Annotated in this window: 6 protein-coding genes; 3 read left to right on the top strand and 3 right to left on the bottom strand. The window is 58.6% G+C overall.

Features of this window, described 5'->3' with window-relative positions:
- Positions 1-162 precede the first annotated feature (162 nt).
- The gene (locus Q0J81_RS09735; RefSeq protein ID WP_294447495.1) at positions 163-489 is read right to left on the bottom strand and encodes a TSCPD domain-containing protein; all 327 of its coding nucleotides are present in this window, start codon (positions 487-489) and stop codon (positions 163-165) included.
- A 331-nt stretch (positions 490-820) separates the two neighbouring features.
- Between Q0J81_RS09735 and Q0J81_RS09730 the strand changes: the two genes are divergently transcribed.
- The 3 genes from Q0J81_RS09730 (at position 821) to Q0J81_RS09720 (ending at position 4,895) form a co-directional block, all read left to right on the top strand.
- Positions 821-2,134 (top strand): GTP-binding protein, encoded by a 1,314-nt coding sequence (locus Q0J81_RS09730; RefSeq protein ID WP_294447493.1) that lies wholly within the window; start codon positions 821-823, stop codon positions 2,132-2,134.
- Between the two features lie 146 nt (positions 2,135-2,280).
- Positions 2,281-3,480: a GTP-binding protein gene (locus tag Q0J81_RS09725; RefSeq protein ID WP_294447491.1), complete on the top strand. Its 1,200-nt coding sequence runs from the start codon at positions 2,281-2,283 to the stop codon at positions 3,478-3,480.
- Positions 3,481-3,866: 386 nt separating this feature from the next.
- Positions 3,867-4,895: a metallophosphoesterase gene (locus Q0J81_RS09720; RefSeq protein WP_294447490.1), complete on the top strand. Its 1,029-nt coding sequence runs from the start codon at positions 3,867-3,869 to the stop codon at positions 4,893-4,895.
- A gap of 451 nt (positions 4,896-5,346) precedes the next feature.
- Here the strand turns inward: Q0J81_RS09720 and hydG are convergent, their stop codons facing one another.
- On the bottom strand, positions 5,347-6,765 hold the full coding sequence (gene hydG / locus Q0J81_RS09715) for a [FeFe] hydrogenase H-cluster radical SAM maturase HydG (protein WP_294447488.1): 1,419 nt from the start codon (positions 6,763-6,765) through the stop codon (positions 5,347-5,349).
- Between the two features lie 268 nt (positions 6,766-7,033).
- Positions 7,034-7,292: hypothetical protein (locus Q0J81_RS09710; RefSeq protein WP_294447486.1), on the bottom strand; the 259-nt coding region annotated here is incomplete at its 5' end.

Genomic DNA, 7,292 nt, shown 5'->3' with positions numbered 1-7,292 from the left:
TTTCCCCCCAAAAAAAAAACGGCGCACGCACAGAGCGTAGGTTCTGCTTTCCATAGCGCAGAACCTTAAAAGAAGAAGCGCTCCCGAAAATTCAGGAGCGCCTCGTCATGTACGAAGTTCCGTCCGGCAGAGCCACAATCGGTCAGCCCCGGCATCAATGCCTTATTTCTTCATGGATGCAAAGGATTCGAGACCGAAATGAGGCTTTTCCTGCGCCACGCCGGAATCCAGACGTTCCCGCAGCTCAAGAAGAGCCCTGCGGAGCTGTTCCGGGCAGGACGAGACCTTGGAGGTGGAACAGACGGGCATGTCGGCAAAGCGGTCGATCACCTCATCTATGTGCATTCCGCGTATGAGACGGCCTATGCCCTGAAGGTTGCCGGGGCAGCCGCCCTTGAATTCAAAGTTGGTGATGGTTCTGGTCGCATCGTCCACTTCTATCATGAACATCTTGGAGCAAACACGCTCCGGAGTGAAAACAAACTGCATGAAGATCCTCCGTTGTTGGAAAACAGTGTATTACGAAAAACTCCCGCACATGGCAAGACGGCGACGGACGAAAGACATTCCCCCCGAGACAGTTCTTCCCGCGCAGCGTTTTCGGCTCATGACCTTCGCGTCTTTTTCTCCGATGCCGTTTTTCTCTCCTCTCTTCCGCAAGGTTGACGCCGCGCGATTTTGTCCTATCTTGAACGTGCCGCGCACGCCTGTTTCCTCCGTCGATCGCGACGGAAGGAAAACGGCCCGCCCCCGGACAAAAAACGTCCGGCCTCGCCGCGCCCCGCCATCAACGCGCATCCGCGCTCTCAGGAAGGTCATCATGAAAAAGAGAAAAATAGTCCCCATCACCGTTCTGTCCGGCTATCTCGGCGCGGGCAAGACCACGCTGCTCAACCACGTGCTCTCCAACCAGGAAGGCTACAAGGTTGCCGTCATCGTCAACGACATAGGCGAAGTCAACATCGACGCCAGCCTCATCGCCAAGGGCGGCAGCGTGGAAATGGACGACAGCCTCGTCCCCCTTTCCAACGGCTGCATCTGCTGCTCCCTCAAGGTCGACCTGCTTCAGCAGGTGCTGAACCTTATCGAATCCGGCCGGTTCGACTATATTCTCATTGAGGCAAGCGGCATCTGCGAACCTCTGCCCATCGCTCAGACGCTCTGCCTCGGCGACGAGTCTCTGCCCAAGATCTGCCGACTCGACGGCATCGTCACCGTAGTGGACGCCCAGCGCATGGTGGATGAATTCCTCGGCGGACAGCGTCTCGTGGAAGAAGACATAGAAGAAGAGGACGTGGCCAGCCTGGTCATTCAGCAGATAGAGTTCTGCACCACCATCGTGCTCAACAAAGTGGCAGGTCTGAGCGAGGATCAGCTCGGACTGCTCAGAACCGTCATCCACAAGCTCCAGCCCGAAGCGAACATCATTGAGACCAATTACGGCAAGGTGGACGTGAAGGACATTCTCGATACGGGCCGTTTCGACTTCGACCGCGCCTGCTCCTCCATCGGCTGGGTGCAGGCTCTGGAAGCCGACGCTCCCGAAGAAGACGAGGACACTCATGAACACGGGCATGAACATCATGACCATGACGAACACGAGCATGAGCATGACGAAGAAGGGCATGCGCATTGCCACAGGCATGACCACGATCATGACGGGCATGAGCACGGTCACAAGCACGAACATGACCATGATGAAGAGGAACACGGCCATCACTGCCACCATCATCACCATCACCACGGCGACCATGAGCACGGTGAAGAATACGGCATCACCACCTTCGTGTATTTCCGCCGTCCTCCCTTCGACCAGAAGAAATTCGAGGATTTCGTCAACGACGCCTGGCCTTCCAGCGTGATCCGCTGCAAGGGACTCATCTGGTTCCGTGACGAGCCCGACACCGCCTACCTTTACGAACAGGCAGGCCGTCAGATGACCGCCTCTCCCTACGGAGAATGGGTGGCCGCCGCCCCTGCCAAGCGTCAGGCCGCCGAGCGCCGCGTGGACGAGCAGCTCGACAGAGAGTGGGACGATACCTACGGCGACAGAATGCAGAAACTGGTTTTCATCGGTCAGCATATGGACAAAGACGCCATCTGCGCCGCGCTGGACGCCTGTCTGGAAAAATAATCCCGGGGCCTCTTCCCTTTCCCGGGCAGTTCTGCCTTCGGGCGCTCCCCGCGCCCCGGGCGGGCTGCCCGTTTTCCTTTTGCCCGCAGGCCGCTCTTCCCATGCCGTCCTGCCTTGCCTGACGGACGGCAACCTCAACCCGCGCCATGCGCGGCTCAATTTTTCCCATGCACAGAAACATCGTTCCCATCACGCTTCTTACCGGCTATCTCGGCGCGGGCAAGACCACGCTGCTCAATCATGTTCTTTCCAATCAGGAGGGCTACAAGGTCGCCGTCATCGTCAACGACATAGGCGAAGTCAACATCGACGCCGCGCTCATTGAAAAAGGCGGCAACGTGGAGATGGAAAGCAGTCTTATTCCCCTTTCCAACGGCTGCATCTGCTGCACATTGAAAGAGGATCTCATGCAGCAGATTCTGGACCTCATCGCCACCTGCCGCTTCGACTACATTCTCATCGAAGCAAGCGGCATCTGCGAACCCCTGCCCATTGCCCAGGCCATCACGCTGGGTGACGAAGTCATGCCCACGGTATGCCGTCTCGACGGCATCGTCACCGTGGTGGACGCCATGCGCATGGCCGACGAATTTCTGAACGGTGAAAAGCTGCTCGGCGACAACGACGAGGACGACGTGGAAAGCCTGCTCATCCAGCAGATAGAGTTCTGCACCACCATCGTGCTCAACAAGGTGGACGAGGTGTCCGCAGAGCAGCTCGCCACGCTCAAGGCCGTCATCCGTCAGCTGCAGCCCGAGGCGCGCATCATCGAAACCAACTACGGCACGGTGGCCGTCAAGGACATTCTCGACACACGCGCCTTCAATTTCGCCAAAGCCGGAACGTCTGCGGGCTGGATACAGACCCTTAAAAACTTCGACGCGAAAAAAGACGGGCATGACGTTGATCACCATGATCACGACCATGCCGGACATCACCATCATGACCATGAGGAAGGCCATTCACATACCGAGGAATACGGCATTTCCACCTTCGTGTATTTCCGCCGCGCCCCCTTCGATCAGGACAAGTTCAGCGAATTTGTGGAAATGTCCTGGCCGGAAAATGTCATACGCTGCAAGGGCCTTCTGTGGTTCAAAAAGAATCCGTCCATGTCGTACATGTTCGAGCAGGCCGGAAAGCAGACCGTTGCCACTCCCTTCGGGCGCTGGATGGCCTCCGCGCCTTCGGACCAGCGCCAAAAGGCCCGGGCTGCGAATCCGGAACTCGACCGAAACTGGGACGAGCGCTACGGCGACCGCATGATCAAGCTCGTGTTCATTGGCCGTCAGATGGATGAAAGCGCCATCTGCGCCGCCCTTGACGCCTGCCTCGTCAGCGAATGACCCTTCCCGTTTCCGGGAAAGATGCCTGCCCGCCTTTCCCGGAAACGTCTGCCCTGAATCTCCCGCACCCGCAACACGCAGAAATTCTCTGGCCGCGAAGCCTTTTTCCTTCTCTTTTCTGAATAATTTCCTATAATTCCAAAATATTGAAAAAATATCACGTTCTTTGCAGACAACGATCGCTCTTGCTCTTTTCCGGAGAACAGGCGGCTCCCTCACGCTCCGCGTCCCGCCGGATTTTGTCCATCCTTCCCTAATCCTTTCATAAGTCCCGTCCCGCTGCTCTTTTATCTCCGCGCCACTTGTGCTAAGCTGAACTTCATACCGGGACAGCGGCATTTCTCAAGGGTATTCCTGCCCTGTCCCGACGGCATCTGGAGCTGATTATGCTGAATGGTTATGACGTGATAGGAGACATACACGGATGTGCGGACAGGCTGGAAGCCCTTCTCTCCCGCCTCGGCTACGAAAAGAACGGGGGCGTGTGGAGGCATCCCGACAGAATGGTCATATTTCTCGGCGACTACATCGACCGGGGACCGCAGATTCTGGAAACCCTGACGATCGTCCGCAACATGCACGAGGCCGGCTCCGCGGAGTGCCTCATGGGCAACCATGAATTCAACGCCGTATGCTGGAACATCTCCGACCCCGATCAGCCAGGCCAGTACCTTCGCAGTCACAACGAAAAGCACACGGTCCAGCACGCCGCCACGCTGGAGCAGCTTGCAGGCTGTTATCAGCCCTGGATTCAGTGGATGCGCACCCTGCCCCTGTGGCTGGAGCTCGGCGATCTCGGCGGAGACGGCAACCGTCTGCATATGGTGCACGCCTGCTGGTCCCCGGAGGCCATGCGCATGCTGCTGAAGGGCGAATGCGGCGGCGAAGCCATGCTCACCGGACGCAAGGACGCGCCACGCCTCACCGAAGCGGGCTATCTGCGGGCCGGACGCGACAAGGGCAGCTGCGAATATCAGGCCGTGGACGTGCTGCTCAAGGGACCGGAAATTCCCCTGCCGGAGCATACGGTTTTTCAGGACAAGGACGGAAACGAACGGGATCGCATACGCGTCAGATGGTGGCTCGGCATGGGCGAGACCTGCCGGGACATGGCCCTCATGGGCGAAGACGACCTTGCATCCCTTCCCGAAGACGCCAGACCCGAACCCGACATATGGGAAGCCATTCCCGTGGAGTACCCCACCTTCTTCGGCCACTACTGGAGAAGCCCCGGAGAGAGCATACGCCTGTACGCGCCATCCGTAGCCTGTCTCGACTTCAGCGCCGTCAAGGGAGGTCCGCTTGTGGCCTATCGCTGGAACCGCGGCGACACCGCCCTGAGAGATGACCGCTTTGTGTGGGCTGGCAGGGATACGGACGCCACCGCCCGCTCCAAGCGCATCTTCTTTCCCTGATCATTTCCGTCCTGCCCGCAGCGCCGACGGCATCTTCACGCCACGCTCTGCCGACAGCGCCCCAGCCTCGCACGCAACGTTCGGAAAGACCTGTTTTCTCCTGCCGAAGATTCTGAACGTCTTTCTTCCCCATAAAAAAAGCTCCCGGTAACGGGAGCTTTTTGTTGTCCGGCGCTTCTGCGGAGATGAAAACCCCATCCGCAGGAGCGCCGCGGCATGCCGAGCCGGGCGGGCGCGTCGAAAAAAGGACCTGTTCTCCCTCCGACGAAACGCTCTTCTCCTGCCAGAAAAAAGAGATGCCCGTCCGTCCGATTTTTTCCTGCCGCGGAAGGCCGGAAGTATTGCTGTCAGTTCAGAGTCCGAGCGGCATATTCCATGAAGTCGTCGTCAAACTCACGCCGCGGCCGATGCACCGCCGCGGCGCGGCAACGAACATCCGTCCGGCATGCGACTAAAAGCGCAGATCGCGTTCCCCTGCCTCAAGTCTCTTCAGATACAGGGCCGTCTGATTTCTGCGACTTTCCCTAGCAATGCCGGCAAGCTCATCGTCAATCATTTTCTCGCCGAGCGCGCGCAGCTCATCGTCGGCATAGTCGAGCAGATATTCTTTAAACGTGAGCATGGCGTTGGGCTGACAGCAGTTGCTTATTTCTCCGCTTTTGGCCAGAGGCATGAAGCGGTCGCCCGTGCGACCGGAACGGTAGCACGCCGTACAGAAGCTCGGCAGATATCCGTCGCGCACGAGGCCCTTGAGCACGTCTTCGGGCCTGCGCTCATCGGCAAGATGAAACTGCGGCGTCTCTCCGGGCACCGTCCGGCCCGGATGGGCATAGCCTCCCACGCCAACGCAGGATCCCGCGCTCATCTGTGACATGCCTATGTCGAGCAGCTCGCGACGGAACTCGGCGGACTCTCTGGTGGTGAGTATCATGCCGGTATAGGGCACGGCCAGGCGCGTGACCGCAATGAGATGCTTGAAATCCCGGTCGCTCACCAGCCTGTAGGCGGAATAGTCCACACCTTCGGCAGGCAGCAGCCGGGGGAAGGAAATGGTGTGCGGGCCCACGCCGGCCACGGCTTCGAGATGTTCCGCGTGCATGAGCAGGCCCATCACTTCATAATGCCAGTCATACAGGCCGAAAAGCGCGCCTATGCCCACGTCGTCCAGACCGCCTTCGAGCATGCCCCGGTCCATGGCCTCGGTGTGCCATTCATAGCTGGCCTTGGGGCCTCCTCTATGCATGAACTCATAGGTGGGCTTGTGGTAGGTTTCCTGAAAAAGAATGTAGGTGCCGAGTCCGGCTTCCTTGAGTCTGCGGTAGTTCTCCGCCGTGGTTGCGGCTATGTCCACGTTTACCCGGCGGATGGAACCGTTGCGCAGCTTCGTGGAATAAATGGTGTGCATGCACTCGAGAATGTAGTCGAGGGGACAGTTGCGGTCGTCCTCGCCGGCCTCCAGAAGAAGACGCTTGTGCCCGAGCGCTTCCAGCGCCAGCACCTCCTCGCGAAGCTCCTCCTGGGAAAGCTTGCGGCGCACGGTTTTATTGCTGGCATGAAAGCCGCAGTAGCGGCAGTTGTTCACGCAGTAGTCGGAAAGGTACAAAGGCGCGAACATGACGATGCGGCGTCCGTAGATGCGCTCCTTGATCTCGCGGGCCAGCGCATACATACGCTTCAGCGTTTCCTCATCGTCCACGAAGAGCAGCACCGCCGCTTCGCGATGCGTCAGGCCGCGGCATTCGCGGGCCCTGTTCAGAATGCGTTCAACCTCGGTTCTGTCGGAAGCCAGTCTTCTCCCTTCCTCCAGAGATTCCAGAATCTCGGCATCATCGATGAACTCGTTGGAATCGCGCGATCGTACGTCGTACATAATCATCCCCCGGCGGACACATCCGCCCCGGCTCTCGGCCTGTCATGGCAACACTGCCGTTAAACATGGCGCACACAACAAAAAAGGCGCCTGCCCGCAAGGAAAGGCGCCCGGCAGTCGACAAGAGTCGCTCAAAAGGCGGAAGACAGACGGGGACAGCACAGACCTTTCTGCCCGGAACGGCCGAAACGGCGCGTCTTCGCAGTCGGGATACCGCAACAAGGGCCGCACACTGGCGGCAGGACTTTCCGGAAGATGAATCCGCCGGTCAGTTGGAGGCATCATACGCTTTCTGCATCGTGAGGCAAGAAAAATCAGACTTCAGTCCGAAGAGCCTTTTTCCCCTCCGGCAGTCGGCCGTATCCGCACCTTGACAAGAAACGCCATTCCTGAAAGGCTCCCTCCCGCCGGGAACATCCTTTTCCAACGCCCGGTCATCACTCCGCCTTCCAGAAAAAGGCATTTCCACAGGAGAAAAAACATGGAAGAAAACCGCCTCGGCATTGTCGGCATCATCGTGGAAAATC

This window comes from uncultured Mailhella sp., from assembly GCF_944324575.1.
In the GTDB taxonomy this organism is placed as follows: Bacteria; Desulfobacterota; Desulfovibrionia; order Desulfovibrionales; family Desulfovibrionaceae; genus Mailhella.
This window is presented reverse-complemented; position numbering and strand designations above follow the sequence as displayed.

What these genes read in the sequence shown, in the direction of transcription:
- Q0J81_RS09735 (WP_294447495.1), bottom strand. Translation starts at nt 489, where the DNA reads ATGCAGTTTGTTTTCACTCCGGAGCGTGTTTGCTCCAAGATGTTCATG.
- Q0J81_RS09725 (WP_294447491.1), top strand. Translation starts at nt 2,281, where the DNA reads ATGCGCGGCTCAATTTTTCCCATGCACAGAAACATCGTTCCCATCACG.
- Q0J81_RS09730 (WP_294447493.1), top strand. Translation starts at nt 821, where the DNA reads ATGAAAAAGAGAAAAATAGTCCCCATCACCGTTCTGTCCGGCTATCTC.
- Q0J81_RS09720 (WP_294447490.1), top strand. Translation starts at nt 3,867, where the DNA reads ATGCTGAATGGTTATGACGTGATAGGAGACATACACGGATGTGCGGAC.
- hydG (WP_294447488.1), bottom strand. Translation starts at nt 6,765, where the DNA reads ATGTACGACGTACGATCGCGCGATTCCAACGAGTTCATCGATGATGCC.